Here is a 26,999-nt window from a genome sequence, read left to right as displayed (position 1 = left end):
ATGTCATCGTTAATCGAAAGTATTAACCGATTGAATAGTAAACAACAAGAAGCTGTATATACAACCGATGGGCCAGTACTAATTGCTGCTGGAGCTGGGAGTGGAAAGACAAGCGTATTAACCCATCGGATTGCTTATTTATTAGAAGAGAAAAAAATAAAACCTTGGAATGTGTTGGCGATTACCTTTACAAATAAAGCGGCCAATGAAATGAAAGAACGTGTTGAGAAACTAGTTGGGCCGGAAGCATCATCAATTTGGGTATCCACTTTTCACTCGATGTGTGCACGTATTTTACGTCGAGAAGCCACTCAAATTGGCTATACACAAAACTTTACGATTATTGACCAAGGTGAGCAACAAACGTTAATGAAACGCGTGCTAAAAGAATTAAATCTTGATAGCAAACGATTCAACTACAAAGAAATGCTTTGGATGATTGATGCAGCCAAAAATGAAGGGCAGATGCCTGATGCTTTTGCAGCTGAGAACACTGATTACTTAGGCAACATTCAATCGAATGTCTACAAGTTATATCAACAAAAACTAAAAACAAGTAACGCGATGGACTTTAATGATTTAATATTATTAACTGTGAAATTACTTCAAGAAAACGAAGACGTCCGTCTGTTCTATCAAAATAAATTTCAATATATTCACGTCGATGAGTACCAAGATACGAATGAGACTCAGTACTTATTGGTGAAGACATTAGCAGATTTATTAAAAAACATTTGTGTCGTTGGGGATGCTGACCAAAGTATTTATGGTTGGCGTGGGGCAAATATGGAAAATATTATGAACTTTGAAAAAGATTATCCAGATGCCAAAGTGATTTTATTAGAGCAAAATTACCGTTCAACTCAATCAATACTAAATGCAGCCAACAGCGTAATTGAAAAGAATATCAACCGTAAAGACAAAAAACTTTGGAGTGATAAAGCACAAGGGAATAAGGTTAAATTCTACTTAGCGGAATCTGACTCTGAAGAAGCAAGATATGTTATTCAACAAATCTTTGAAACGAAAGAGGATCAAAAACGTTCGAATAGTGATTACGCCATTCTCTACCGTACGCAAGCTCAATCACGTAACTTAGAGGACCAATTGTTAAAAGCTAACTTACCATATAAGATTGTAGGTGGCTTGAAATTCTATTCACGTAAAGAAATTCAAGATACGTTAGCGTACTTAAGACTGATTGATAATTTAGCGGATAACTTAAGCTTTAACCGTATTGTCAATGTGCCAAAACGAGGAATCGGACCTACAAGTATTGCTAAATTAGCTGAATTTGCCGAGAGTTTAAACTTAGGTTGGTTTGAAGCCATTGACCAACTAGGAAACTCAAATCTATCTGCAAGTTTACAAACTAAATTTGTTCGCTTCAGCGATATGATTAAACGCTTAAGACAACAAGCAGAGTACTTAACTTTAAGTGAATTAGTTGCAGAAGTTTGGGAACAAACGGATTACAAACAAAGTCTTCAAGAAGAAGGTACTTTAGAAGCAACAAATCGATTAGAAAACTTGGACGAGTTTGCATCTGTGACGAAAGAGTTTGACCAAATGGACTTAGAGGATATTATCGAAACCGACCCTGACTTTGCTGATGAAGCAGATGAATCTACTGAAGAACCACTGGATACACAGTCACCAAGAATTCGTCTAACTTTATTCTTAACAGAATTATCCCTTGTTTCAGATACGACGGAAGAAGAATCTGTAGACCAAATTACTTTAATGACAATGCATGCAGCTAAAGGATTAGAGTTCCCTTACGTATTCATTGTCGGAATGGAAGAGGGCTTATTCCCATTAAGTCGGGCGTCTGAGAGTAATGATGAATTAGAAGAAGAGAGACGGCTCGCTTATGTTGGAATGACACGGGCCGAAGAGCAGTTATACCTAACAGCAGCTAGAAGTCGATTACTATATGGTAGATATCAACATAATGCCCCAAGTCGATTTGTATCTGAGATAGACCAAAGTTTCATTGAGCATGTCGGTCAATCTTTTCAAACGGTTATTCGTTCTCAAAATACTAGACAGCAAGGGCGAAAACGTTCAAGCCAAGCGGCAAGAAATGTTTTATTAAGTCAACGTCCAAAAGGCGGCTCAACTGGAGCATTAAAGAAAAAAGTGACTAAGAATACAGATACAGATTATACAGTCGGAGATAAAGTCGACCACCGAACTTGGGGAGTTGGAACCGTCGTTAATGTTAAAGGTTCAGGAAGTGATGCTTTACTTAGCATTGCCTTTGAATCACAAGGTATTAAAGAATTGCTGGCATCCTTTGCCCCAATAAGCAAAGTAGAGTAGAGAGTGAATGTTTTTACTGATAGAAACAGTAAAGAATGATATACTTGACGAAGAAATGAAGACTGCTATTAACGTAAATAGCTTTTTAGGAGTGATGGTATAAATGGTTCAATCGAAAGATTTAGAACAAGCAAAAGAAAGACTCGAGCAGCTAAAAAGTGAGCTGAATCTTCATGCATATAATTATTATGTGCTAGACAAACCAAATATCACGGATGCAGAATACGACCAAATGTATAATGAACTGGAAAATCTTGAAAAAGCACATCCAGAATGGATTACATCTGACTCTCCGACTCAAAGAATTGGGGACCAATTATTAGAAGGTTTTACGAAAGTAGAACACGCCGAAGCGATGTATAGTTTGGGGAATGCCTTCAACGAGGAAGAAGTTGGAGCATTTATTCAACGTGTACAAAACCAAACCGAGCAAGAAGTTGAATTTATGGTCGAGTGTAAAATCGACGGCTTAGCGATTGCTTTAACTTATGAAAATGGCACCTTTGTTAGAGGAGCAACACGTGGAGATGGCACGGTCGGAGAAGATATTACTACGAATCTTCGGACTATACGTTCATTGCCACTGAAGTTGAAAGAACCTGTATCTGTTGAGGTGCGTGGTGAGGCTTACATGCCAAAAGATGTGTTTAAGCAACTGAATGACGAACGCGAAGAATCGGGTGAAGTACCTTTCGCCAATCCACGTAATGCTGCGGCTGGTGGGTTGAGACAAATTGATCCAAAAGCCGTCTCAAAACGTCGATTGAATATGTTCTTATATAGTGCTTTATATAATGATGATTTTGATGTTGAGTCACAAGCAGAATTATTCGAGCAATTACAATATCTAGGCTTTAGAACAAATCCATTACGTAAATTATGCAAAAATCAAACTGAAGTGATGGACTTTATTCATCAAATTGAAGAAGAACGCCATGATTTACCATATGAAATTGATGGCATCGTTATTAAAGTCAATGACGTTGCCTTACAGCAACAACTGGGTTATACAGTTAAGGCTCCAAGATGGGCAATCGCTTATAAATTTAAAGCGGATATTGCTGAAACAAAATTGAACGAAGTTGAGTGGACTGTGGGGAGAACAGGAGTTGTAACACCAACAGCTGTGATGGATCCAGTTCAATTAGCGGGTTCGACAGTTCAAAGAGCTTCCTTGCATAATGTGGATTTAATCGAAACTTTAGACGTTCGCATTGGAGACACCGTAGAGATTCATAAGGCGGGAGATATCATCCCAGAAATCGTGAGTGTTGTTATCAGCCAACGTCCAGAAGACTCACAACCATTACCGATACCAACAACGTGTCCACGCTGTGATGCTGAATTAGTACGTTTAAATGAAGAAGTTGCCCTAAGATGTATAAATCCCTTATGTCCAGCGCAGAAGTTAGCGAAGATGATACATTTCAGCTCAAGAAACGCGATGAACATTACTGGTTTAGGTGATAAGATTATGGAACATTTAATCAATCAAGAATTGGTTTCGGATCCAAGTGACTTATACACATTAACGCAAGAAGATTTCTTAACACTTCCCAATACAAAAGAAAAATCCGCAACAAAATATCAAAATGCGATTGAAGAATCAAAGAGTAATTCTTTAGAAAGATTACTCTTTGGTTTAGGTATCCGACATGTCGGGTCAAAAGCAGCACGTTTAATTTCTGAAAAATTCAGAAAGATTGAAGCAATTCAGAAAGCATCGATTGAAGATATCGAGACCATTGATGGCATTGGTCCAATGATTAGTCAAGCGATTGTTGAATATTTTGACATGGATGAATCGAATGAATTAATACTAAGATTACAAGAAGCGGGAGTTAACACAGACTACTTAGGTGTTGTGCCTGAAGAGATTGATTTGAAGGATAACTTCTTTGCCAATCAAACAGTTGTCCTCACAGGTTCGATGGAAACTTTAACTCGTGGGGAAGCCAAAGAACGATTGGAAAACCTCGGAGCAAAAGTTACTGGAAGTGTATCAAAAAATACAAATTACTTAGTTGCTGGTGAAGCAGCCGGAAGTAAATTGACAAAAGCACAAGAGCTTGGAATTGCAATCATGAACGAAGAAACTTTTCTAGAAAAATTAAAAGAGAGCGAGTAATTATATGAATAAAAAGATAAGAATGAATGTATCTATACTACTTGCTTGCTTAATGCTAGTAGGAGGCGTGACGCAAGTAAGGTCTCAAGCACAAGAAGATGAGCCGACAAATCCAGATGAAGTAACGGTTCAAACGACGACCAATCAATTAGCAAGCGAGTTTTATCGTGCAGTAATCATCGACGGTCAATATCAAATTGGTGCATCAGCAAGCTCAAACAAAAATTTAAGTTCAGCAGCGAATATTCGTGCGTTTGAGGAAGGCTTACTTCGAATAAGTAAACAAGTCTTTCCAACTGAGCAGTATTTTATGCAAGAAGGCCAAATTATTGATGAAGTCACAATGACAAGCTGGTTAGCGAGAGAGTCCGCAACGAATCCAGAAGGCCTGAATCCAGCTCTACCGGAAGAAGTTGCAGAAACTCAATCAAGTTTAGAAGAATCACTGGCTTCAGAAGAATCCGTCGATCCAGCTGATGACCCAGAGGATGTTACAGAAGAAGGCGCAGAAGAGAATGAGCAAATCGTGACAAATGTGCAATCAACTCCGATATATTTATCACAAGTCTCGGAGAAAAACTTAATGGTAGAGACGGAAGATGGCTTTGCTTTAGGTGGAATTGTTCTTGGACTCGCGATGAATAGTACTTATGAATATACTGATGCTGACGGCGTGATTCACAAACAAGAAATCTCAGTAGGTGAAATGCGTGAACGTGGGAGACAATTTGCAAATATCATTGTGGGTCGTCTAAGAAACACAGAAGAATTACGTTCAGTTCCAATCGTCGTTGGTATTTATCGAACAGCTCCGAATGATGAAGTTGTTGGCGGAACTTATGTATTAGATGGTATTTCGCGTGAAGGAAACTCAGTGACTGATTGGACAGAAAACAATGAATATCGTATTGCTTTACCAATCATCGAAGCGAGCAACCAAAGCGATCAATACGTATACTTTGATAATTTTAATAATGAAATTATTAATTTCTTCCCTAATTTGAATGGTATCTCTGGAGAGGCCTTATACATAGATGGAGGCTTGGCTTCCTTAAATGTAGAAATTGTCTCACAGTTCTATAAACAAACTGAAATTACGGCGTTGACTCAACATATTACCGATGTCTCGCAAAGAACTTTACCTGAAGGGGTAGCCATTGAAATTAAAGTCATATCTGACGCTGGTGTTGAAGCCTACGTAGGTCGACCAGCAGGGGCTACACAATATCAAAGTCATATTTTCAATAAATAAATTGATAAGGAAGGATGAATTGAATGTTAAATCAAGAACAAATTAAGCACGTCGCTAAGTTATCAAAACTTAGTTATACTGACGATGAATTAAATAACTTTGTCCCAGATTTTGGACGTATTATCGATATGGTTGAACAGTTACAAGGAGTTGATACTGAGGGAGTTAAACCCACATATCACGGTAATCAATTAATCAACGTATTACGTGAAGACAAAGCCATCAAACGTAATAAAACAGAAGAACTACTTAAAAACGCACCATTATCTGAAGGTGGTTTTATTCTAGTACCAGCCATCTTAGAAAGTGGGGAAGTTTAATATGAATAAATATCCAACAACAATTATTGAAATTCAAGAAGGATTAAGAAATGGCAACTTTACAGCTGTTGAATTGACTGAAGCAATTTTTGAATATATTGAAGAGACAGATGAGAAAGTAAATTCTTTCTTAGCTTTAAATAAAGAAGCCGCTTTAGAAGCAGCAAAAGCTGCTGATGAATTAGGATATGGAGAAGATGCACCTTTATTAAACGGTGTGCCAATAGGAATTAAAGATAATATTGTCACTGAAGGTTTAACTACAACGGCTTCATCTAAGATGTTAGAAAACTTTACCCCGACTTATGATGCGACAGTAATTAGAAAATTAAAAGAAGCTGGAGCGATTATTATTGGGAAATTAAACTTAGACGAATTTGCGATGGGTGGATCAACTGAGACATCTTACTTCAAAACGTCAAGAAACCCATGGGATTTAGAACGGGTACCAGGGGGTTCATCAGGTGGATCTGCCTCTGCAGTTGCTGCTCGCCAAGTACCAGCAAGTCTTGGTACAGATACTGGGGGAAGTGTACGTAACCCTGCAGCCTTTACTGGGATTGTAGGAATGAAACCTTCATACGGTTCAGTGTCTCGTTATGGAGCCATTGCCTTCGGTTCGAGTTTAGACCAAATTGGTCCAATGACAACGACTGTAGAAGACAATGCATTAGTATTAGAAGCGATTGCTGGTTTTGATAAACTAGACGGAACAAGTCGTCCTGATACAGAATTAGATTACAGATCAAAACTTGGTCAATCAATTGAAGGTATGCGTATTGCGATTCCTAAAGAATACCAATCTGAAGCGGTCAATGAAGAAATTCGTGATGCCATTGTCAAAGCAAAAGAATACTTTATTTCTCAAGGTGCGATTGTAGATGAGGTATCATTACCGCACACACCTTACGGAATTAATGTTTACTATATACTTTCATCTGCAGAAGCATCATCAAACTTACAACGTTTCGATGGAATTCGTTACGGTTACCGTTCTGAATCTGCAAAAACTTTAGAAGAAATCTATGTTCAATCACGTAGTGAAGGGTTCGGAGATGAAGTTAAACGTCGTATTATGTTAGGAACTTACAGTTTAAGTTCGGGCGCATTTGATAAATACTTTAAGAAAGCCGCTCAAGTAAGAACATTAATTATTGAGGACTTTATTAAAGTCTTTAGCGAGTATGATTTAATTATGGGACCAGTTACAACAAGTACTGCATTCAAGATTGGTGGCCGTATTGAGGATCCAGTTGAAATGTATGTATCGGACTTATTAACAGTTCCTGTCAACTTAGCAGGTTTACCAGCAATGTCAATTCCAGCAGGCTTCGATAGTAACGGTATGCCTATTGGCTTACAATTAATTGGTAAACATATGAATGAATCAACGCTTTACCAAGTTGCTTATGATTTTGAGAAAAATCATGATTACGTTAACCAAGTACCGAAATTTTAGGAGGGTGATATAATGAATTTTGAAACTGTCATTGGATTAGAAATCCACGTAGAGTTAAAGACTGACTCGAAAATATTTAGTACTTCACCAGCTCATTTTGGTGCAGAACCGAATAGTAACACGAATGAAAAAGACTGGGGATATCCAGGTGTCTTACCAGTATTAAATAAAGGTGCTGTAGATTACGGTATGAAAGCAGCGCTTGCTTTAAACTGTGAAATTGCACGTGAAATGAGTTTTGACCGTAAAAACTATTTCTACCCAGATAATCCAGCTGCATACCAAATTACACAAGATGCACAACCAATTGGAACAAACGGATATATTGATATCGAAGTTGAAGGTGAACGCCGTCGTATTCGTATTAACCGTGTCCATTTAGAAGAAGATGCAGGTAAAAATACTCACGGAACAGATGGTTTCTCTTACGTTGACTTAAACCGTCAAGGTACACCATTAATCGAGATTGTTTCTGAGGCAGATATGCACTCACCAGCAGAAGCGTATGCTTACTTAGAAGCTGTTCGCGAGAAAATCTTATTTACTGAAGTTTCTGACGTTCGTATGGAAGAAGGGTCACTACGTTGTGACGCAAACATCTCACTTCGTCCATTTGGCCAAGAAGAATTTGGTACAAAAACAGAACTTAAGAACTTAAACAGTTTTACATATGTACGTAAAGGACTTGAACACGAAGAAGTACGTCAAGCAAATGTCTTAAGAAGTGGTGGCGTGATTGAGCAAGAAACACGTCGTTATGATGAGACTACAGGTGATACAATCTTAATGCGTACAAAAGAAGGAGCGGCTGATTACCGTTACTTCCCAGAACCAGACGTTCCACCAATTTACATTACAGAAGAATGGATTGCGGAAGTCAAAGAATCGTTACCAGAAATGCCAGACCAAAGACGTTTACGTTATGTTAATGAATATGAATTACCAAAGTATGACGCGATGGTTCTTACTCAGACAAAAGTAATGTCAGATTTCTTTGATAATACGATTGCAGAAGGTGCAGATCCTAAACAAGCATCTAACTGGTTAATGGGTGAGGTTTCGGCTCACTTAAACAAAGAACAAATCGCTTTAGAAGATACTGAATTAACACCCTTAAACTTAGCACAAATGATTAACTTAATTGCTGATGGAACAATTTCTAGTAAGATCGCTAAGAAATTATTCAAACACCTTATTGAAAAAGGTGGAGATGCAAATAAAGTTGTTGAAGAACAAGGAATGGTTCAACTTAGCGACCCAGCTAAATTACAACCACTCATTGACGAAGCCATTGCTGCTAATCCTGGATCAGTTGAAGACTATAAGAATGGTAAAGACCGTGCTTTAGGATTCTTTGTTGGACAAATTATGAAACAAACGCGTGGTAAAGCAAATCCACAAGTTGTAAATAAACTGATCTTAGAAACATTAGCTAACATGTAAGTTTAATTTTAAGCATCTGAGTGCCTTGCGCATTTGGATGCTTTTTTGGTATGCAATATATTCATCTGGTATAAAGTATTTTGATTTTACATAAATATTTTTTAGGAATAAACTTAATATTCAAGTGATAAATCCCGAACGTTAACCTTTTTAATAATAAGAAAAGGTTAAGTTTTTATTAAGTGCAAGTATTCAAATGAATTTTTGAATAATGTGTGAATAATTCACACAAACCTATTTAAATATGTTACTCTATAATTGCGAAACTTTAGAGAGGTAGGTAAGTAATGAAAAAGACATTATTAATTATCGTTTCAACTGTGCTAGTTATGGGAGCTGTTTATTTTGCAGGTGTTGGGTTTTACTCTGAGAAATTTTCAGCGAATTCCACTTTTGGAACTGTTGATGTGAGTAATTTAACATTAAGCGAAGCACAGGCGAAGGTTATTGAAGATTTGAATGACAAAGAATTTGTTCTTGAAGAGGATGGGCAAGAAGTTGCTCGGTTAAAACTAGGTGAACTAGATCCTGAATATAAAACTGAATCAGAATTAGAAGCATCATACTTATCACAAGATCCAACGACTTGGGTAAATGGCTTCTTTGAAGATAAAGAGTACAATCAAGGTTTAGAGGAACAGATTGACTTCAGTGAGGAAGAAATAATTAATAGTTTATCAGCCCAAGGTCTTTCTAATGAAGAACGTGAAGCGGCAGTAGATGCAGGTGTGGATTATGACGAAACTGAAGGTTATTATGTCGTTGAAGGGTCAGCAGGAAATCAAATCGATCCTAGTCGTCTTGAATCAGCCATCGTTGAAGGTATTCAAAACGAGAATTATACCATTGATTTGCAAGATGCATACGCTCAACCAGAAGTAACCGAAGTAAGTGAAGAAATTACAGCTGTTATGGATGAAATTGAATCCGTATCATCAGTGAATATCACTTATGAAATTGCAGGTGAAGAAGTAACAATTCCACAAGCTGAAATTGAAAACTGGATTTATTTTGATTCTTCAAACGAATTAATTATTGACGCTGAATCTGTGAAAGAATATTTAAGTACTCTAAACGAGGAATATTCAACATTCTACAAAGATCGTACTTTCAACAGTACTTTACAAGGTGAAGTCACTGTACCACCTGGAATACTAGGTTGGTCAATTGATACGGATGCAGAGGCAGAAGCATTAATTAATGATATTCATGTAGGAAAAGATGTAAGTCGTGAACCAATTTATTTCAGTTCTGGTGGTATTGCCGGTGCTTCAGATGATATTGGATCAACTTACGTTGAAATTGATTTAAGTAATCAATATATGTTCTTATACGTTGATGGTGAACTTATTCTTGAAACACCAATGGTTTCAGGTAAGATTGGTGCTGAGACAGTACCTGGAGCAAATGCTGTTAATGAGATGTTAACTGATACAAACTTAGTTGGTTACAATCCATTTTCGAAAGTAGACTATTCTGTGCCGGTTAATTACTGGATTCGCTTTGACGATAAAGCACAAGGAATCCATGATGCATCTTGGCAAGAATCTTTCGGGGGTAATGTATACCAATCAAACGGTTCGCTTGGATGTATTAACACACCAATAGCCGCAGTGGAAGTAATTTACAATAACGTTGATTACGGTACACCAGTAATGGTTTTCTATTAATATAAAAATAAAATCCTCACACAGCAGAGTTATTTAAGACTTTGCCGGGTGAGGATTTTTTAGTTTGCAATGAAAATATTTACTTTAGAAACTCTCAAGGCACCTTACCATCCCTGAGAAATATTCAGGGATCCATTTCATGAAAACGATGCTTGAGAAAATCTCAGAGACACAACAAGGCAACATTAAACCGAATCTGAATTAATTACTCTGAAGTTTCTCTTCATCATTCAGTGTTTCTATAATACGTTCTGCAGTAGGTTGTGGCACGCCAATATGACGATACTCCTCTATGTCTGCATCTTTCATTCTTTGCAAGTTCTTAAAGTGTTTTAATAATTTAGTCCGAGTCTTCGGCCCCACACCTTCAATACTATCCAATATTGATCCGAACTGAGATTTTGAACGAACATTTCGATGATAACTAATCGCATAACGGTGGACTTCATCTTGCACTCTTTGTAAGAAGTGGAAGACTTGGCTCGTTGGTTCTAAAGGAATAATTTCCTCACTATAACCGTCCATTAATGCAGCAGTTTTATGCTTGTCATCTTTTACCATACCTGCAACTGGGATTGTAATACCTAATTCATTTTCCAAGACATCTCTCGCAGCTCTTATTTGAATTTTTCCACCATCCATAAGGATTAGGTCAGGTAATTCTTTTTCTTCACGTAGTAGTCTGGTGTAACGTCTACGAATGACTTCTTGAGTTGATGCAAACTCATTGGCACCTTCGACCGTTTTAATTCTGAATTTACGGTAGTTCTTTTTCTCTGGTTTACCATCGCGGTAAACAACCATACCTGATACTGCGTTGGATCCTTGGATATTAGAATGGTCAAAAGACTCAATATAGTTTGCTTGTGGTATATTTAAAGCGTCGGATAATTCATCGATGGCACCTAAAGTTTTTCTTTCGCTCATCTCAATTAATCTGAATTTTTCATCCAAGGCAATGCGACTGTTTTTTTCGCAAAGTTCTAATAAGCTACGCTTTTTCCCGCGAAGTGGTGTCGATACTGGAACTTCAAGATACTCATTTAATAATTGATTGTCAACATCACTTGGGACGAGTACCGCTTTAGGCATAAGTTGCGATTCTTCTTTATAGAATCGAGCAATATATGTCGTAACTTCTTCTTCAGGATTATTATAGCTAGGAAAGATAGCAGCTTTACGTTTAAGAATCGATCCTTGTCTCAACATAAAGGTTTGAATTGATAACCAGCCACGATTAAGGGTGTAACCAAAAACATCCATATTATCATAGTCTTGGCTCATAATAACTTGACGTTCAATCGTTTTCTCGATGTAACTAATTTGATCACGGTAATCCGCTGCTTGTTCAAAGTCTAATTTTTCTGCAGCTGTGTTCATTTTTGAACGTAAATCATTTTTGATACTATCGACATTACCAGCAAAGAATTTTTTGATGTTCTCAATTTGAGCATCATATTCAGCTTGTTCTACTTTATGATCGCACGGACCAATACACTGGCCGAGGTGGTAGTAAAAGCAGGCACGCTTTTCGTTTTTAGCACATCTTCTTAAAGGATATGCTCGGTGTAACAGTTGTTGTGTACTGGTTGCTGCGTAAACATTTGGAAAGGGTCCAAAGTAAGTTCCCCCATCTTTTTTTACTTCATTCGTAATAATTAATTGAGGGTCTTCTTCTTTAGTGATTTTTAGATAAGGATACATGGTTGAGTCTTTGAGTCGAATGTTATAAATAGGCTTATATTCTTGAATAAGATTAATCTCAAGAATGAGCGCTTCTTTATCACTGTTTGTAATAATTGTTTCAAAATGATCGATTTCAGATACTAATTTTGTTGTCTTAGCATCATGAGCACCCCTAAAGTAAGAACGAACACGATTTCGTAAATTCTTGGCCTTACCCACATATATAATGGTATCATTCGCGTTTCGCATTAAATAGCACCCTGGTAAATCAGGTAAGAGCTTTAGTTTTTGCTCAATGTTATATAAAACTTCACTGCGATTTTTAGTAGTCTTTTTTTCATTAGGGGTTCCTTCGTTAGTTGGATCTTGCCGCATAAAGACACCTCCTATAAATTGGTTTTGTTATTCTATTATTGTCAACATACTATTATACACGATAATGTCAAGTTTTTGCTAATAAATTGACTACTAAAATGTAGTTAACTTTTTATCTCTTGTTGTCCTTTTTAATCCGCTATATAAAATAATTCACTAGAACTATCCCAAAATAACAAGCTTATAACTGAACCTGTGGTATAATGGCATTACAGTAAATGAAGGACGTGTGTGTATGAAATTTAACGAATTTAATTATAATCGACCAGACCTAGAAATTTTCAAAAATGACTATCAAGAAAATATTGACAAAATAAAAAATGCAAACTCTGTCAAGGAAGCTTTAGAAAGCATTCGTGAGATTCAAGCATTACAAAATGAAATAAATACTCAATCAGAGTTAGCAGAAATTCGTTTCTCTATTAATACGAAAAATGATTTTTATAAAAGAGAAAGTGATTTTTGGAATGAACAGTTACCAATTATATCGGAATGGGAAACGGATTATTATCGTGCAATTTTAAACTCGCCATTTCTTTCTGAATTAAACCAAGAAATTGCAGCACCATTTTTTGATATTATTGAGAACTCTCTAAAAGTATTTGACCCAACTATAATACCTTTACTACAACAAGAGAATAAATTAGTTTCTGAATATGATTCACTTATCGCATCCGCGGAAATCGAATATAATGGAGAGACTTATAACTTATCTAGTTTGGACCCATTCATGCAGTCAACTGACCGTCAAGAACGAAAAGCGACTTCTGAACTATATGCAAACTTTTTCCAAGAGAACTTATCAGAATTTGATCGTATTTACGATGAATTAGTTAGAGTTCGTCATGAGATGGCAACCAGACTTGGTTTTAAAGATTTTGTAGAGATGGGCTATGCGAGAATGAACCGCTTGGATTATACGCGTTCGGATGTTGAAGTATTCCGTCGTGAAGTTTTGAAACAAATTGTCCCATTATCAACTTATATATTTGACCGTCAAGCGAAACGTTTGGAATTAGATGAATTAAAATACTATGATCTAAACTTAAGCTTTCCAACAGGAAATGCGAAACCTATTGGAACAGCCTATGAGTTAATTCAAAAAGCTGAAAAGATGTATTCAGATATGTCACCTGAAACGGCGGACTTTTTCGACTTTATGGTTAAACATGATTTAATGGACTTATTAACTAAGCCAGGTAAGCAAAGTGGAGGTTACTGTACTCACATCCCGAATTTTAATGCTCCATTTATTTTTGCTAATTTTAATGGGACTTCAGGAGATGTGGATGTATTAACGCACGAGGCTGGACATGCTTTCCAACTTTATCGTTCACGTTGGATTAATGAGCCGGAATTAATTTGGCCAACACATGAAAGCTGTGAAATTCATTCGATGAGTATGGAATTTATCGCATGGCCATACATGGATGAGTTTTTCGGTGAGAAAGTAGATAAATACAAATACGCTCATCTTTCAGAAGCGGTGACTTTTTTACCTTATGGCGTCTTAGTAGATCACTTCCAACACGAAATCTACGAAAATCCAACAATGACACCAGAAGAACGCCGTTCAAAATGGCGTGAATTAGAGAAACAATACACTCCTTGGAAAGAATATGATGATAATGAGTTTTATGAGCAAGGTGGTTTATGGTTTAAACAAGGCCATATCTTCAATTCACCATTCTACTATATTGATTACACATTGGCCCAAGTTTGTGCCTTTCAGTTTTGGGAGCGAAGTCATGTTAAAGAAGATGATAGCTTCTGGTCAGATTACTTAAATATTTGTCGTGTAGGTGGTACGAAAACATTCCAAGAAATTGTCAAACTTGCGAACTTAAAATCACCTTTTGAAGAAAACAGTCTTTCAGAAGTTACTCAAGCCATTAAGACCTATTTAGAAGCTATTGATGAAGAGCAGTTAATATAAGAGGAGGAGTTCAATGATAAACGTAGGAACCATTGGTACTTCATGGATTACAGAGCAATTTATTAAAGCGAGTCAACTGACAAATCTATATAAGATTAAAGGAATCTATTCAAGAAGTGCCTACCGAGCAAAAGATATTGCGACGATTTACAAGACAGACTACTATACGGACCAATTAAATAATATTTTGTTCGATCCAGAAATTGATTTGATCTATATCGCAAGTCCCAATAGTTTGCATTTTGAACAAGCAATGCAAGCGATAAAAGCTGGAAAGCATGTCATTATTGAGAAGCCAATGTTTTCAAGTGTTGAAGAATGGCATCAAGCACATGAAGAAGCGAAACGTATGAATGTCTTCATTTTTGAAGGTGCTTTACATATTCATACACGTAATTATCGACGAATGAAGCAGTTAGTTCAGAATAAGATAAAGAATTCAGAGCAACCGTTTTTAGGTGCTAACTTTAATTTTGGCCAATACTCATCTAAATATATACAATACCGTGATGCAATGGAACATCAACAGATTGCACCCAATGTATTCAACCTAGAGTATTCAGGTGGGGCATTGATGGATTTAGGTGTATACCCTGTATATGTTGTCCTTGATTTATTTGGTTTACCTAATTCAGTACGATACAACGCTCAAAAAGGGGAGAATGGTGCCGATATTTTCGGTACAATTTTATTCATATATAATAATTTTCAAGTGTCGATATTTATCTCTAAAGCTGTACATTCAAAGCTACCAAGTGAAATTTATATCGATGATGAGACAATTATTGTCCATGATGTGAGTCGTATTAGTAAGGTTGAGTTAATTAATAAAGAAGGACAAAGGGCAGATGTCATAGATTATAAGCCAGAAAATTACATGTATGATGAGTTAATGAACTTTGCAGATGTAATCAATAATCCGGATAGCATTCACCAAAAAGTGCGCTATGAAGATTGGAAGCAACTAAGCTTACAAGTAGTACAAACAATGGAATTACTGCGTAAATCAGCGAACATTTCTTTTGACATTGAAGAATAGAATAGAAGATAAGAGAAGGAGCATATAATGCTTAATACATTTAGAACCGAACTCCAAGATTTTTGGAAAGAGAAAGAGTTTCAAGAACCTACGCCGGTTCAAGAACAATTATTTAAAGAAGCATCTGAGGGGAACGACGTCATCGCTGTATCCCCAACAGGTACGGGTAAGACATTGGCTTACTTACTACCTATATTGAATCAAATTGAAGTAAATAAAACTTTGCAGGCGATTATTTTAGCGCCATCACAAGAATTAGTGATGCAAATAGGTGAAGTAGCACGCGAATGGGGTAAAGTTGTAGGCATTAAAACTCAAACGCTCATCGGTGGTGCAAATATTAAACGCCAAATCGACAAATTAAAAGATAAGCCAGAACTAATTATTGCAACCCCTGGTCGCTTCATCGAGTTAACAAGCAAGACGAAAAAAATTAAAGTTCATCTAGTAAAAACCATCGTTTTTGATGAAGCAGATTATTTATTTAAAGATGAACACAAAAGAACAATCGAATCTATTCAACAAACACTGATGCGTGATGTTCAAAAAGTTTTTGCAAGTGCAACAATGACAGAGGAATTTGTTAATGAAAGACAAGATGAGAATAATGACATTAAAGTTATCCGCATTGATTCACAAGAATCTGGTAGCCATATTCAACATTATTTCATTACGGTTAATAATCGCTATAAAGTAGACGAGCTAAAACGTTTAGCTCAGATGGATAACATGCGAGCTATTGTATTCTTTGAACAGATTAATCAGATCGAAGAAGTAGCAGCGAAATTAATCTATGAGAATGTATCTGTCGTTGTCTTACATAGCGATGCAAGTAAACAAGAACGTGAATATGCGATTCGCGCATTTAAAAATCACGATGTTACTTATCTTCTAACAACGGATGTTGCTAGTAGAGGAATGGATATCTCTGAAGTTCCTTACGTCATTCATTATAACCGCGTTCAAGACAGTGGAACGTATATTCATAGATCTGGACGAACGGGTCGAATGAACCGAGAAGGTATTGTTATCTCGTTATTAAACCAACAAGAAGCAAATGATTTAGCAGCTATCTTAAAAAAAGAGAATATTCCATTAACAGAGAAAGTATTAAAAAACAGAATATTAATTGATCCAACTCAAGCAAAAGGGAAGAAAAACCAAGAGAAACAAGGTCAAAATAGAAGAAAACGCTCTTAAATTAACAAATTTACATAAACTTTACATTCATTTAGTTCTAAATTTACATTCGAGAAGTATAATCAAGGTAGCAAAAGATTAAGTGGCTTTGTAGTGGGAGGATAATATGCGTATAGCAATCGTAACAGAAACTTTTGTCCCAGCGACGGATGGTATTTGCACTCGCTTGGCAAACTTTGTTGTCCAATTAAAAGAAATTGGTCATGAAGTAATTGTTATTTCACCGGATCTTGGTATAAGCGACTATAAAGGTGTACCAGTTTACGGACTTGAAACAGTGACATTTCCATTGTATGGATCACGTCCATGGGGTTTACCTTCTCGAAGAGTAAAGTCTATTTTCAAGAAATTTAAGCCAGATGTGGTACATGCTGTGAATCCAATTTCTTTGGCTTCATCAGCGGTTCACTATGCAAACAAGTTAAATCTACCTTTAATAACTTCATACCATACTCATTTACCGAATTATTTAGACCATTACAATATGAGTTTATTTAAGCCGGTGCTTTGGGATTATATTCGTTTTTGGCATACAAAGTCTGACGTTAATATTACTGTCTCTCAAAGCTTAATGGATGAATTGAATGATGAGAAGATTCCCACTCAAGGCGTCTTACCTCGAGGGATTGATATTGAAGGTCGTCATCCTGAATATTTTGATCAAGATCTATATAATAAATTAACGGACAATAATCCGAATAATAAATTATTAGTCTACGTCGGTAGATTGGCTCCAGAGAAAGATATTGATCATTTACGTGCTATCTTTGATGTGCGAGATGATTTATGCCTAGCCATTGTCGGAGATGGGCCAGATAGAGAACGCTTAGAAGAAGTCTTTGCTGGAACGAAGACACACTTTTTAGGGTTTAAGCATGGTGAGGATTTATCTAAAGCCTTTGCGACGGGAGATGCTTTTGTATTCCCGTCAACATCAGAAACTTTTGGTTTAGTTATATCAGAAGCGATGGCTTCAGGTATACCTGTCATTGCTGCTAAAAGTGAACCAACGGTTGAACAAATTACGGATATGGAGACAGGCTTAATCTATGAGTCTGGTAATAACAAAAGTTTAATGGATGCCATTAATAATATTGATAATCCATTGTTAATGCAAAAGCTTTCTCTAAAGGGACGTTCAGAAGCTTTAAAATATACTTGGGATAATGCGACTTTAGAATTGTTAGATTTCTATTCGCAAACGATCGAAGCGCATCAATATAAATATAATGGTATTCGTAAACAAGCTTAAGTCTGTTTAGATAATAAAAGTATTTATTAAAATATTAACCGCCAATCAGCGGTTAATATTTTTTTCTATTATTGTGATGAATTTAAGCAATTAATTAGTTCATTTTTCATAGTTATAGTAGACTCATATAGGGAAGTAGGGTAAGAATCGTGAAAAAACAAAAGTATACTAGAAAAGATTGGCCAACGGAATGGACAGGGATAAACCCTCGCTCAATGAAGACATATCGTAACTATGTCAATCGCGAATTTCCGGGCTATTGTGGTACATATACCGTTGCTGCTTTGACGCATTACGTTATTAAGCAAGATTGTGAGAAAGAATTGTCCATGGATGATTTAATTGTTGGATTAAAACCACTCATTGATAGACGTTTTTGGTATAAAGGAACCTACCATTGGGATTTGATCGGGGGCTTAAGAGACTTCCTCGACGATGACGGTTATAAGCCAAGGTGGCACCTTATAAGTAACCCAATCGTTACGCAAGAGTTAACTCAAGCGAATCCTTACCCAGTTATTGTTGGAACAACCAAAGCGTTTGGAAGTAAATATGGCAATCACTGGCTATTAGTTTATGCTTTTGGTTATAACGACGCAGGGCAATTATGTTATAAAGCATATGATAATCATGGTAAGATAAATGCAGTGATTCCTGCCAGTCAAACACTGGCTGCAGTATGGTTAGAAAGAAAGGACTGAATATAAATATGGTAGAATTTGATTATATAGTTATTGGTGGAGGAAGTGGCGGAATTTCTTCTGCGAACCGTGCGGCAGAGCATGGAGCTAAAGTAGCGGTCATTGAGGCCGTTGATTTAGGTGGAACGTGTATAAACCGCGGGTGTGTCCCTAAGAAAGTTAGCTGGTACGCCTCAAGAGTTTCGGATAGTATTCATAAATACGGACCAGGATATGGTTTCCATGCTGAATACACAAGTTTTAACTTTGATGAATTTCTTGAAGCACGCGATGGCTACGTTAGTCGTTCAAGATCAGGTTATGAGAACAACATAGAAAAAAACGGCATAACTTTATATAGAGGTCATGCATCATTCGTTGATGGACACACCGTTGAAGTAAACGGCGAAACATTAACAGCTAAAAACATCTTAATCGCGACAGGTGGACGCCCAAGTAAGGTAGAAGTACCGGGTGGAGAATTAGTTGATAACTCAGATGATTTCTTCAACTGGACGACTTTACCTGAGAAAGTAGCTGTCGTTGGTGCAGGTTACATTGCCGTTGAATTATCACAAGTAATGAGTAACTTAGGGGTTGATACGACATTAGTCACAAGATATGAAAAACCATTACGTTCTTTTGATGACATGTTAAGTGATTTGCTACTTGGCGCAATCAATGAAGATGGACCGACACATATGCCTAACACCACCTTTACTGAATACCGTAAAAATGGTGATAAAATTGAATGTTTAGTAGATGGCGAAGTGAAACTAGTTGTTGACCGCGTTGTTGCAGCCGTCGGACGTGTCGCTAATACTGAAAATCTTGGCTTAGAAAATACTGCCATCACGGTTGATGAAAAAGGACAAATCAATGTCAATGACGGTCATGAAACTGAGGAAGCTGGCGTTTATGCGATTGGGGATGTGATTGACCGTGTTGATTTAACTCCAGTTGCGATTAGAGCTGGACGTACGTTATCAGAATATTTATTTAATAATGGAGCAACTTCAGCAATTGATTATACAAATATTCCAACAGTTATCTTTAGCCATCCAGCTATTGGTACCATAGGGTATTCAGAGAGAGATGCAATTAAAGAGTTTGGTGCAGAGAATATTAAAGTGTATACAAATACTTTCTATTCAATGTATGCTTCTGCAGCTTGGCGTCGTGAACAAAACAAATTTAAACTCGTATGTTATGGGCCAGAAGAAGTCGTTATTGGCTTGCATGGTATCGGAGAAGGTGTTGATGAGATGATTCAAGGCTTCGGTGTAGCGATGAAGATGAAGGCTACAAAAGCCCAATTTGACTCAATTATCGCTATTCACCCAACAGGTGCAGAAGAATTTGTAACAATGAGATAAAAAGAATACCAGTGAACCTAAATAAGGGAGGGTTCACTGGTATTTTGTCTAAAAATTATCCTTTAACGACTGAAAGTGAATGAGCAGGTGTATTGATAGTAACTGTTCCACCAATAGGAAAAGTAAAGATGGGCTGAGCATGACCAAAGTTTACATTATAGATGACCGGAATGCTTTGTAAAATCGAATGCTTATTCAATATGTAGTGAAGTGTATCTTCACTCATGTCTGATTCTTTAGGAAAGCGACCTATAATAACGGCAACAGGTTCAGGATAAACTTGTAATAATGAAGCCAGATTTCTGGCAAAATCAAAGGCATCGTTTTCTTCCGCACTTTCGATAAATAAGATCGCATCATCGACTTGAGGCATATATTGAGTCCCTTGAAGTAAATTAAAAGTATTTAAATTACCAACAATAGCAGTTCCGCTAGCTTTACCACTTGAGTATTCTGTCCATTCACTTTCTTTTAGATTCCGAGGTTTTTCTGGAATAAACCATTCATCACTCGAATAGAACTCGCTTGGATTTAAGTTATAAGAATGCTTAGTCATCGCCGCTAGCCAAGCATTTAACTGATATTCTTGGAGCTCCTTCATCTTAAAAGAAGAATAGGCTGGACCACTATAAGTTACTAAACCTGTTTTAGCAAAAATTGCATTTTGCAAAGCAGTTATATCTGAATAACCACAAAGTATTTTTGGGTTACTTCTAATTAATTCATAGTCCAGATACGGTAGTAATTCATTCGAATTAAACCCACCAATCGATGTTAAAATCATTTTAACTTGAGGATCACAAAATGCATCATGTAAATCTTCAACGCGACTTTTAATGGAAGCTGAATTCATTTCATCCATCTCATCGATATGACGACTGTAGCTAATCGTGTAACCGAGATCCGCAAAGTATTTGACGAGCTTCTCGTTATCAGCTTCAGTATTCACGCGTTTAATTGAAGAGCTAGGGCTCAATACTCGAATTTCATCATTCATTTGTAATTTATTTGGGTATATTTTTTCCATGTTATCCCTCCAACTGACATAATATTTTATATATTATAACAGAAAGATAATAATCATTATATAAATGGAAAAGACAGGGCAAGTGATAGACAAAAATTGAGGATATATTTTATGAACTAAATGTTAACGGGAAATGCTGTTACATCAATGTTCTAAAGATTTATTTATAACTTATTTAAAATCTAAGCTTGTTCTCAAGCCTTTATATTGGCAATAATAGCCACAAGTTGTTATAATAAAGTTACAAAATGAAAATATTTTGTATAAATAAAAAAAGGAGATGAATAATATGGGTTGGTTATGGTCACTAATCGTCGGTGGTATCATCGGATGGATTGCTGGAATGATTATGGGACGCGATCTCCCAGGCGGAATAATTGGTAATATTATTGCTGGTTTCGTCGGGTCATGGATCGGGAATCAATTTTTATCAGGTTTTGGACCTGAAATGGGAGGATTCTACATTATTCCTTCGCTATTAGGTGCGGTCGTTCTTATTGCAATTGTTTCATTTATTCTACGCCAAATGCGTTAATATTTATTTAAATGATTAAAACTAGTCGGATTCTATCCGACTAGTTTTTTTAGTGTCTAAATAAGCAAATATTCATTAATCCTTTTTTATTATGCTTCTTTTCTGTTAGTTATGATTTTTTTTGGTATAATTGTTTTTATAGCAATATTAGGGGGTTACAGAATCGATGGAAGATTCAAAGTTAAAAGTAGTCAGCAAAGAATTGGTTGTAACAGATGATTTGATAATCCCTGGAACGACTCAAATCGATTTGACAAAAATATTAGAGAAAGCTATGGAAGTGAGTGGCTTACATGATAATTACTTACAAAGTCAATTGAATGTTAAATTCATTCAAGATAATCATACATGGGTCATCACTCAATATGAGATTCGAATTCTTAAAGAAGCAGAACTTAATGATACGCTTGAGATTGATACACGACTCATTGATGTTAACCGATTTTTCTGTACTAGACGTTATAGCGTTGTTAGTGATGGGCTATTGTTATATGAAGTATTCGCTAAGTTTGCAGCCATTGATATGGACAAGCGTCGAATTGTTAGAATAAATCCAGCTCCTTTAGAAACGGAAGATACTATAGATTCATCATATTCAATTGAATTTTCGAAGATTAAAGCATTTACGAATGAAGCAAATGAAGAAGATCTTAAGGTTGGTATTGATGAAAGTGATATTGATGAGAACTTACACGTGAATAATCTAGTTTATCTGAGATGGGCATACTCTACCATTCCGTCTAATATCAGCCAAAATTATAAAATGAAACGCATCGAAGTTAAATATGAGAAAGAAATACTCCCTCAAGACACAGTAGCTATCTGCAATCAAGCTGATTTGGAAGAGAGTAAACAAACTCAACAAGTTATTATTAATGAAAGCAATAATAAGATAGCAAGTATCATAAATATAGAATGGGAAAAGTAGAAAGGGAAGAAGAATGATTACATTAAAATCACAAAGAGAAATAGAACAAATGATAGAATCTGGAGAGATATTAGCAGGAATTCATGAAGAATTACGCGACTTTATCAAACCAGGCGTGACGACAAATCAGATCGATAAATTCGTTCAAAAGCGCATTGAAGGCGCTGGGGCAGTCGCAGCTCAAATCGGTTACGAAGGGTATAAATACGCAACATGTATCAGTGTGAATGACGAAATTTGTCACGGTTTTCCATCAGGGTATGTACTTAAAGCTGGTGACATTGCGAATGTTGACTTTTGTGTTGACTTAAATGGTGCAATTTCTGATAGCTGTTGGACATATGCTGTTGGAGAATTAACTTCAGAGCACCAACGTCTAGTTGATGTCACTTATAAAGCGTTAATGTTAGGTGTCGAACAAGCTGTTGTAGGAAATCGCATCGGAGATATCGGTCATGCAATCCAAACTTATGCAGAAGGTGAAGGCTTTGGTGTTATACGTGACTTTATTGGACATGGTATTGGCCCAACAATTCACGAAGAACCAGCAATTCCACACTACGGTTTAGCAGGGAAAGGTCTACGCTTAAAAGAGGGGATGACCATTACAATCGAACCAATGATTACAACTGGAACTTGGAAGATGAAGATGGATGATAATGGTTGGACTGCTCGTACGCGTGACGGTGGATACTGTGCACAATTCGAACATTCAATTGCGATCACTAAAGAAGGCCCAGTTTTAATGACAAAACAAAAAGGTGAATAAAAAATTGAGGGAGTCCATTTGGATTCCCTCATTTTTTTATGCTTTAAGTTCTTTACCTAAGGCAATGATATGTTGTTTTAATTCATCTTTAATTTCTGGATGATCCAGACCAATTTCGACACTCATCTCAAGGAAGCCAAATTTACTTCCTACATCGTATCTTTTACCATCAAAGCGTTTAGCAAAAACGCGTTGCGATTTGTTTAATGTATCGATCGCATCAGTTAATTGAATTTCGTTACCAGCACCAGGTGCTTGGTTTTCTAAAATTTCAAATATTTCTGGTGTTAATAAGTAGCGTCCAATAATAGCCAAATTACTTGGTGCATCTTCTGGATTTGGTTTTTCAACAAAACGCTCTACGTTATAGATCCCTTCAGCATACTCACGTTCTGGTGCAATGACACCATATTTGTTTGTATCTTCATAAGGTACTTCCATAACTGCAATGTTAGACGCATGTGTTTCGTCATAAACATTAATCAGTTGCTTCGTTAATGGAACCTCACTTTGCATCACGTCATCACCTAGCATAACAATGAATGGTTCATCACCAATAAAAGCTTTTGCTTGAAGAACTGCGTGGCCCAAGCCTTTAGGATAAGCTTGGCGGACAAAGAATAAGTTAACATTGGTTGTATCGTTAACAATGTCTAACAAATCTTCTAAGCCATTTTCTCTAAGATGGTCTTCTAGTTCGATATTTGAGTCGAAATGATCTTCAATCGGACGTTTACTTTTACCAGTTACAATTAAAATGTCCTCAATACCTGAAGCAACAGCTTCTTCAACAATAAATTGAATCGTTGGTTTATCTACAATAGGTAACATTTCTTTTGCCATTGCCTTCGTTGCAGGTAAGAATCGAGTTCCTAAACCAGCAGCAGGTATCACTGCTTTTTTTACTTTACTCATTGATAGACTCCTTTGTAATTAATTGATATAAGTTTAAATATTCTTGATTAATCTTATCCCATTTAAATCTTTGTATTTGTTCCATCGCTTGGTGTGACATTTGTGCATAATTTTGACGAATGTAATCAACCGCTTGATTGAACTCAGTTTGACTTTTATGATTCACGCTCATCCCAATTTCTTTGTTGGGGAAGAAATTATCAAAGCCTTCACCTTTTGTATAAATGACAGGCAAGCCTTGGCTCATTGCTTCTACATAAACAAGACCAAATGTTTCAGGGTAGGAGAGCATTGCAAAAATATCCATCGAGCGATATAACTTTTTCATACTTTCCATATCTTGTTTACCATGATAAGTAACGACCGGCATTTGTTGTAACTCTTTTAGAATTGAATCGTCCCAACTTGGACCGATAATATGAAGTTCAGCAGGTGAGTGTTCTTGAGAATAACTTTGAACTAATTTAGCTAATTCTACGAAACGCTTCAATGCCATAATCTTACCGGTTGTGACGATTCTTAAAGGTTGATGCAAGTTAGTCTTTTTATCTGTATAACGATTTTCATGCCAATAATCACTGACACCATTTGGAATAATATGGGCTTTTTCTTTTAGAGTAGCTTGTAGAGAGTCAGGGATGTATGTTTCAAAAATTTCGTTGTAAGTATTTTTTGAAATAAATACAATTTTTGAAGCATACTTTAAGATGTTAATCCCAGTTTTTCTCATCCAAGGCATTCTTTGAAAGAATGTGCGCATATCGGCATTACGCACAGCAACGACATATGGAATATTATATTTCTTATGAAGTTGCAGTGCGAGCCAACCGTTTGAAAATAAAGAGTGGGCATGAATTAATTGATAAGACTCAAAGTCATAACGAGTGAGTAAATCCTTTAATATTAAATGATGTTTAATCGGGAATATCCAACGAGTCAATTGATGATGATTTTGACTGACCGTAGTATATTCGCCACTCGTTGATAATCTGTCTTTTGGATATTGATGCGGAATCGGTACATAAACATCAATATCAATATCCGAATCAACTTGGCGACTATATAATTGGTTAAATAATCCGGAAGTTGAGAAGTATGAATTTATATGTAATATTTTCATGAAAAAATCCTTCTAAAATTATTCAGCCTCTAATTCTTCAATTCGAATCTCATAGGATTCGATTCGTTCTTCAAGACTTTCGATTTGTCCGAGTATTTCATTCGAAGAGGTATATGTATCAACTTCGGGAACCCTAAATATTTGCATAAATAAATATAAAGTAATAAAGAAAATGACAATGACGATAACTAAGAAAAACCAACCATTACGATCAAATCGTCGGTCAAATTGTTCTAATCGTTTTACTAGCTCCTGCTCTAACGCGTTTCCAGTTTTATTCTCATCTGACATACAACATACCTCCTAGTTTTTTGAGCTTAAAAAGCCCATTCCCCATTTCTAAAGATTGGAACCACTGTACCATCTTCTTTGATACCATCAATGTTCATCTCTCCATTACCAACCATGAAGTCAACATGGACGTTTGAACGGTTTAAACCAGCTTCTTCTAATTGGTCACGGTCCATTTCAGCTCCACCTTGTACAGATGTCGCATATGCTTGACCTAAGGCTAAGTGATTCGATGCGTTTTCATCAAATAATGTATTGTAGAAGATAATTCCTGATTGAGAAATTGGTGATTTATGTGGTACTAAAGCGACTTCACCTAATGATTTTGACCCTTTGTTATCATTGATTAGAGCTTTAAGTGTTTCTTCGCCTTGTTCTGCAGAAACTTCAACAACTTCTCCTTCTTTAAATTTGAACGTCATACCATCGATGACCGTTCCACCATAACTTAATGGTTTAGACGATGTAATGGTTCCTTCGGCACGACGGAAGTCTGGAGCAGTAAATACTTCTTCTGTTGGCATATTAGCAATGAAGATTTCACCATTTTCATTCACACTTCCAGCACTTTCCCATACGTGATTTTTTGGTAAACCAAGTGTAAAGTCAGTACCTGGACCTGTGTAGTGTAATTGATCGAATTGTTCAGCATTTAAGAAATCTGCTTTTTCATTCAATGTTGCTTCACGAGCGTCCCATGCTTCAACGGGGTTTTCTTCATACACACGAGTTGTTTTGAAGATTTGGTCCCATAATGCGTCTACTTGTTCTTCGGTTGTTTCTAATTCTGGGAAGACTAATTTTGCCCATTCTTCACCCGCACCTGCACATACTAACCAGCTCACAACGTTTGCTTGAGTAGCGTTACGTACTTTTTCTAAAGCTTGAGAAGAAGCTAATTGACTTTCACTAATCTTTTTAGGGTCAACGCCTTTTAAAGCGTTTGGATTAGATGAGCGAAGGGCAATACGTTTCGCACGTTTATCTAATAAATCATGTGCTTCATCAACTTTGTATTGAGGAATATCCGTTAATGTGTCTACGTCTTGTCCTTCATAGTTAACGCGAGTGATAATGTCATCTGACCAGTTTACGACCACTTTCTTCGCACCTGATTGGTAAGCATTTTTTACAACAAGGCGAACTAAGGGCGCTTGCTCTATATCAGCATTGATAAGTACGTAATCGTCCTCACCAACAGCAATCCCTTTATTCACGATTAAATCTGCATATTTGTTTAGTAATGTATCAAAATTTTCTAACACAATAAATT

The 26,999-nt window shown here is 36.5% G+C and carries 22 protein-coding genes; 16 read left to right on the top strand and 6 right to left on the bottom strand.

The features are described from left to right. From pcrA to HW423_RS00680, 7 genes are all read left to right on the top strand, one after another. Entirely contained in the window at positions 1-2,325 is a 2,325-nt protein-coding gene (gene pcrA / locus HW423_RS00710; RefSeq protein WP_218930041.1) for a DNA helicase PcrA, read from the top strand. A gap of 103 nt (positions 2,326-2,428) precedes the next feature. Next, entirely contained in the window at positions 2,429-4,453 is a 2,025-nt protein-coding gene (gene ligA, locus HW423_RS00705) for an NAD-dependent DNA ligase LigA (RefSeq protein WP_218930040.1), read from the top strand. A gap of 4 nt (positions 4,454-4,457) precedes the next feature. Further along, positions 4,458-5,705, top strand: a complete 1,248-nt coding sequence (locus HW423_RS00700) for a CamS family sex pheromone protein (RefSeq protein ID WP_218930039.1) — start codon at positions 4,458-4,460, stop codon at positions 5,703-5,705. A 23-nt stretch (positions 5,706-5,728) separates the two neighbouring features. Then, on the top strand, positions 5,729-6,025 hold the full coding sequence (gatC, locus tag HW423_RS00695; protein WP_218930038.1) for an Asp-tRNA(Asn)/Glu-tRNA(Gln) amidotransferase subunit GatC: 297 nt from the start codon (positions 5,729-5,731) through the stop codon (positions 6,023-6,025). A gap of 1 nt (position 6,026) precedes the next feature. Then, positions 6,027-7,484 (top strand): Asp-tRNA(Asn)/Glu-tRNA(Gln) amidotransferase subunit GatA, encoded by a 1,458-nt coding sequence (gatA, locus tag HW423_RS00690; RefSeq protein ID WP_218930037.1) that lies wholly within the window; start codon positions 6,027-6,029, stop codon positions 7,482-7,484. Between the two features lie 12 nt (positions 7,485-7,496). Beyond that, positions 7,497-8,927 carry an Asp-tRNA(Asn)/Glu-tRNA(Gln) amidotransferase subunit GatB gene (gatB, locus tag HW423_RS00685; protein WP_218930036.1) on the top strand — a complete coding sequence of 477 codons (1,431 nt, stop codon included), beginning with the start codon at positions 7,497-7,499 and terminating at the stop codon, positions 8,925-8,927. Between the two features lie 287 nt (positions 8,928-9,214). Then, a complete protein-coding gene (locus tag HW423_RS00680; protein WP_218930035.1) occupies positions 9,215-10,597 on the top strand; it encodes a L,D-transpeptidase family protein in 1,383 nt (460 codons plus the stop codon). A 201-nt stretch (positions 10,598-10,798) separates the two neighbouring features. Here HW423_RS00680 and uvrC read toward each other — a convergent pair whose 3' ends face one another. Then, a complete protein-coding gene (gene uvrC / locus HW423_RS00675; RefSeq protein WP_218930034.1) occupies positions 10,799-12,658 on the bottom strand; it encodes an excinuclease ABC subunit UvrC in 1,860 nt (619 codons plus the stop codon). 235 nt (positions 12,659-12,893) lie between these two features. Here uvrC and HW423_RS00670 point away from each other — a divergent pair, with 235 nt between their 5' ends. From HW423_RS00670 to gorA, 6 genes are all read left to right on the top strand, one after another. Continuing rightward, positions 12,894-14,594 carry a M3 family oligoendopeptidase gene (locus HW423_RS00670; protein ID WP_218930033.1) on the top strand — a complete coding sequence of 567 codons (1,701 nt, stop codon included), beginning with the start codon at positions 12,894-12,896 and terminating at the stop codon, positions 14,592-14,594. A 13-nt stretch (positions 14,595-14,607) separates the two neighbouring features. Continuing rightward, on the top strand, positions 14,608-15,633 hold the full coding sequence (locus HW423_RS00665) for a Gfo/Idh/MocA family protein (protein WP_218930032.1): 1,026 nt from the start codon (positions 14,608-14,610) through the stop codon (positions 15,631-15,633). Between the two features lie 27 nt (positions 15,634-15,660). Further along, entirely contained in the window at positions 15,661-16,833 is a 1,173-nt protein-coding gene (locus HW423_RS00660; RefSeq protein WP_218930031.1) for a DEAD/DEAH box helicase, read from the top strand. A gap of 106 nt (positions 16,834-16,939) precedes the next feature. Further along, complete coding sequence (locus tag HW423_RS00655; RefSeq protein ID WP_218930030.1) at positions 16,940-18,085, top strand: glycosyltransferase family 4 protein; 1,146 nt, start codon at positions 16,940-16,942, stop codon at positions 18,083-18,085. A gap of 149 nt (positions 18,086-18,234) precedes the next feature. Continuing rightward, positions 18,235-18,786 (top strand): dihydrolipoamide dehydrogenase, encoded by a 552-nt coding sequence (locus HW423_RS00650; RefSeq protein ID WP_218930029.1) that lies wholly within the window; start codon positions 18,235-18,237, stop codon positions 18,784-18,786. An 8-nt stretch (positions 18,787-18,794) separates the two neighbouring features. Then, on the top strand, positions 18,795-20,141 hold the full coding sequence (gene gorA / locus HW423_RS00645; protein WP_218930028.1) for a glutathione-disulfide reductase: 1,347 nt from the start codon (positions 18,795-18,797) through the stop codon (positions 20,139-20,141). Positions 20,142-20,196: 55 nt separating this feature from the next. Here gorA and HW423_RS00640 read toward each other — a convergent pair whose 3' ends face one another. Further along, entirely contained in the window at positions 20,197-21,168 is a 972-nt protein-coding gene (locus tag HW423_RS00640; protein WP_218930027.1) for a S66 family peptidase, read from the bottom strand. A 289-nt stretch (positions 21,169-21,457) separates the two neighbouring features. Between HW423_RS00640 and HW423_RS00635 the strand changes: the two genes are divergently transcribed. From HW423_RS00635 to map, 3 genes are all read left to right on the top strand, one after another. Beyond that, a complete protein-coding gene (locus HW423_RS00635) occupies positions 21,458-21,703 on the top strand; it encodes a GlsB/YeaQ/YmgE family stress response membrane protein (protein WP_218930026.1) in 246 nt (81 codons plus the stop codon). A 166-nt stretch (positions 21,704-21,869) separates the two neighbouring features. Then, a complete protein-coding gene (locus HW423_RS00630) occupies positions 21,870-22,631 on the top strand; it encodes an acyl-[acyl-carrier-protein] thioesterase (RefSeq protein ID WP_218930025.1) in 762 nt (253 codons plus the stop codon). Between the two features lie 13 nt (positions 22,632-22,644). After that, the gene (gene map, locus HW423_RS00625) at positions 22,645-23,400 is read left to right on the top strand and encodes a type I methionyl aminopeptidase (RefSeq protein ID WP_218930024.1); all 756 of its coding nucleotides are present in this window, start codon (positions 22,645-22,647) and stop codon (positions 23,398-23,400) included. A 36-nt stretch (positions 23,401-23,436) separates the two neighbouring features. Here the strand turns inward: map and galU are convergent, their stop codons facing one another. Genes galU through HW423_RS00605 form a run of 4 tightly spaced genes read right to left on the bottom strand, consistent with a single transcriptional unit; the run spans position 23,437 to position 26,994 of the window. Then, on the bottom strand, positions 23,437-24,315 hold the full coding sequence (gene galU, locus HW423_RS00620) for a UTP--glucose-1-phosphate uridylyltransferase GalU (protein WP_218930023.1): 879 nt from the start codon (positions 24,313-24,315) through the stop codon (positions 23,437-23,439). Continuing rightward, complete coding sequence (locus HW423_RS00615) at positions 24,308-25,435, bottom strand: glycosyltransferase family 4 protein (RefSeq protein WP_218930022.1); 1,128 nt, start codon at positions 25,433-25,435, stop codon at positions 24,308-24,310. Before HW423_RS00615 ends, galU begins: the two co-directional genes overlap by 8 nt. An 18-nt stretch (positions 25,436-25,453) precedes the next feature. Next, positions 25,454-25,726: a hypothetical protein gene (locus HW423_RS00610; protein ID WP_138404970.1), complete on the bottom strand. Its 273-nt coding sequence runs from the start codon at positions 25,724-25,726 to the stop codon at positions 25,454-25,456. A 26-nt stretch (positions 25,727-25,752) separates the two neighbouring features. After that, the gene (locus tag HW423_RS00605) at positions 25,753-26,994 is read right to left on the bottom strand and encodes an aminopeptidase (RefSeq protein WP_218930054.1); all 1,242 of its coding nucleotides are present in this window, start codon (positions 26,992-26,994) and stop codon (positions 25,753-25,755) included. Positions 26,995-26,999 lie beyond the last annotated feature (5 nt).

The organism is Ruoffia halotolerans (assembly GCF_014049385.1).
GTDB classification, from domain to species: domain Bacteria; phylum Bacillota; class Bacilli; order Lactobacillales; family Aerococcaceae; genus Ruoffia; species Ruoffia halotolerans.
This window is presented reverse-complemented; position numbering and strand designations above follow the sequence as displayed.

Bases quoted from the DNA above. Each gene is read 5' to 3' on its own strand.
- pcrA (WP_218930041.1), top strand. From the start codon at position 1: ATGTCATCGTTAATCGAAAGTATTAACCGATTGAATAGTAAACAACAA.
- ligA (WP_218930040.1), top strand. From the start codon at position 2,429: ATGGTTCAATCGAAAGATTTAGAACAAGCAAAAGAAAGACTCGAGCAG.
- HW423_RS00700 (WP_218930039.1), top strand. From the start codon at position 4,458: ATGAATAAAAAGATAAGAATGAATGTATCTATACTACTTGCTTGCTTA.
- gatC (WP_218930038.1), top strand. From the start codon at position 5,729: ATGTTAAATCAAGAACAAATTAAGCACGTCGCTAAGTTATCAAAACTT.
- gatA (WP_218930037.1), top strand. From the start codon at position 6,027: ATGAATAAATATCCAACAACAATTATTGAAATTCAAGAAGGATTAAGA.
- gatB (WP_218930036.1), top strand. From the start codon at position 7,497: ATGAATTTTGAAACTGTCATTGGATTAGAAATCCACGTAGAGTTAAAG.
- HW423_RS00680 (WP_218930035.1), top strand. From the start codon at position 9,215: ATGAAAAAGACATTATTAATTATCGTTTCAACTGTGCTAGTTATGGGA.
- uvrC (WP_218930034.1), bottom strand. From the start codon at position 12,658: ATGCGGCAAGATCCAACTAACGAAGGAACCCCTAATGAAAAAAAGACT.
- HW423_RS00670 (WP_218930033.1), top strand. From the start codon at position 12,894: ATGAAATTTAACGAATTTAATTATAATCGACCAGACCTAGAAATTTTC.
- HW423_RS00665 (WP_218930032.1), top strand. From the start codon at position 14,608: ATGATAAACGTAGGAACCATTGGTACTTCATGGATTACAGAGCAATTT.
- HW423_RS00660 (WP_218930031.1), top strand. From the start codon at position 15,661: ATGCTTAATACATTTAGAACCGAACTCCAAGATTTTTGGAAAGAGAAA.
- HW423_RS00655 (WP_218930030.1), top strand. From the start codon at position 16,940: ATGCGTATAGCAATCGTAACAGAAACTTTTGTCCCAGCGACGGATGGT.
- gorA (WP_218930028.1), top strand. From the start codon at position 18,795: ATGGTAGAATTTGATTATATAGTTATTGGTGGAGGAAGTGGCGGAATT.
- HW423_RS00640 (WP_218930027.1), bottom strand. From the start codon at position 21,168: ATGGAAAAAATATACCCAAATAAATTACAAATGAATGATGAAATTCGA.
- HW423_RS00635 (WP_218930026.1), top strand. From the start codon at position 21,458: ATGGGTTGGTTATGGTCACTAATCGTCGGTGGTATCATCGGATGGATT.
- HW423_RS00630 (WP_218930025.1), top strand. From the start codon at position 21,870: ATGGAAGATTCAAAGTTAAAAGTAGTCAGCAAAGAATTGGTTGTAACA.
- map (WP_218930024.1), top strand. From the start codon at position 22,645: ATGATTACATTAAAATCACAAAGAGAAATAGAACAAATGATAGAATCT.
- galU (WP_218930023.1), bottom strand. From the start codon at position 24,315: ATGAGTAAAGTAAAAAAAGCAGTGATACCTGCTGCTGGTTTAGGAACT.
- HW423_RS00615 (WP_218930022.1), bottom strand. From the start codon at position 25,435: ATGAAAATATTACATATAAATTCATACTTCTCAACTTCCGGATTATTT.
- HW423_RS00610 (WP_138404970.1), bottom strand. From the start codon at position 25,726: ATGTCAGATGAGAATAAAACTGGAAACGCGTTAGAGCAGGAGCTAGTA.